Below are 1,473 nucleotides of genomic sequence, written 5' to 3'. Positions count from 1 at the left end.
CAGCAGGCCGGCACTGCGGGTGACAATGCTGGCCAGCTGTTCGGGCGTGTAGAACTCGAGCCGTGCAACGATGCCGAAGCGGTCGCGCAGCGGGTTGGTCAGCATGCCGGCCCGGGTGGTGGCGCCGACCAGCGTGAACGGCTGCAGGTCGAGACGGACCGAACGTGCCGCCGGCCCTTCGCCAATCATGATATCGATCTGGTAATCCTCGAGCGCCGGGTACAGGATTTCTTCGACCACCGGCGACAGCCGGTGTATCTCGTCGACGAACAGCACGTCGTTGGCTTCCAGGTTGGTCAGCAAGGCCGCCAGGTCGCCCGGGCGCTCCAGCACCGGACCGGAGGTTTGGCGCAAGTTGACGCCCATTTCGCGGGCGATGATGTGTGCCAGGGTGGTCTTGCCCAGTCCGGGCGGTCCGAACAGCAGGGTGTGGTCGAGGGCTTCGCCGCGCTTGCGTGCAGCGGCGATGAAGATGCTGAGCTGGTCGCGGATCTTTTCCTGGCCGACATACTCGTCCAGTTGCTTGGGACGCAACGCCCGCTCGATCGCCTCTTCATTGGGCGACACCGGCGTCGGGGCGATGATCCGTTGTTCGGTGAAATTGTCGGTCTGTATGCTCATGTCCTGCCCTGCTCTGGTCTCATGCCCTGGAAAGGGACTTCAGCGCTGCCTTGATACCGTCCGATACGCCGCTGCCCGCCGGCACCTGCTTGAGTGCAAGCGAGGCCTCTTTGTCGGAATAACCAAGAGCGAGCAGTGCATTCAGGATATCCGCCGAGTGGTCGCTGCTTGCTGCCGGTGCACCACCGAGGTCGGCACCCAGTTTGCCTTTGAGTTCAAGCAGGAGCCGCTCGGCTGTCTTCTTGCCGATGCCCGGCACGCGCGTGAGGCGGCCGGCCTCCTGCAGCGTGATCGCCTGGGCCAGGTCGGGAACCGACATGCCGGACAGGATCGCAAGCGCGGTACGCGCACCGATGCCCGATATCTTGATCAGTTCCCGGAACACGTTGCGCTCTTCGGCGCCGCCGAAACCGTACAGCAGGTGTGCGTCTTCGCGCACGGTCAGGTGGGTCAGCAGGACGACCCTTTCACCGATTGCAGGAAGATTGTAGAAAGTGCTCATCGGCACGCTGACTTCGTACCCGACGCCATTGCAGTCCACCAGCAATTGCGGTGGATTTTTCTCAAGCAGAACTCCGGAAAGGCGGCCTATCATGTTCCACTGGCTTTCAATTCAATGCTGCATGATACATGACGGGAACCCTGCGCCGGCAGTGGACGGAATGCGCATTTCAACAGAGGCAATTCACGGGCAGCCATGTCTTTTTTTCGGTACAGCGCCAGACGCAGGATATTCTCGGACGGGCAGCACCAGGATCGCGGATCGGCACTGCTGACGCTGGCGGGCATCCTTTGGGCTTCGCCGCTGACGCTGTGCGGCTTGCTGCTGGCCTTGCCCATCATGATCGGCAA

3 protein-coding genes are annotated in these 1,473 nt (G+C 62.3%); all 3 read right to left on the bottom strand.

Translation table 11 applies throughout. The annotated features are described in order from the left end of the window. Positions 1 to 621 (bottom strand): Holliday junction branch migration DNA helicase RuvB (ruvB, locus tag Q7T06_RS10320; RefSeq protein WP_304784313.1); only part of this gene is annotated, 621 nt, incomplete at its 3' end. 19 nt (positions 622 to 640) lie between these two features. Next, a complete protein-coding gene (gene ruvA, locus Q7T06_RS10315) occupies positions 641 to 1,216 on the bottom strand; it encodes a Holliday junction branch migration protein RuvA (protein WP_304784311.1) in 576 nt (191 codons plus the stop codon). Continuing rightward, the coding region (locus Q7T06_RS10310) for a hypothetical protein (protein ID WP_304784309.1) at positions 1,213 to 1,473 on the bottom strand (261 nt) is incomplete at its 5' end. The genes ruvA and Q7T06_RS10310, both read right to left, overlap by 4 nt.

It is taken from the genome of Herminiimonas sp. (genome assembly GCF_030645555.1).
Classification (GTDB): Bacteria; Pseudomonadota; Gammaproteobacteria; order Burkholderiales; family Burkholderiaceae_D; genus Oxalicibacterium.
Note: the sequence above shows the minus strand (reverse complement) of the source record. Positions and strands in the feature narration are given on the sequence as shown.

Bases quoted from the DNA above. Each gene is read 5' to 3' on its own strand.
- ruvA (WP_304784311.1), bottom strand. From the start codon at position 1,216: ATGATAGGCCGCCTTTCCGGAGTTCTGCTTGAGAAAAATCCACCGCAA.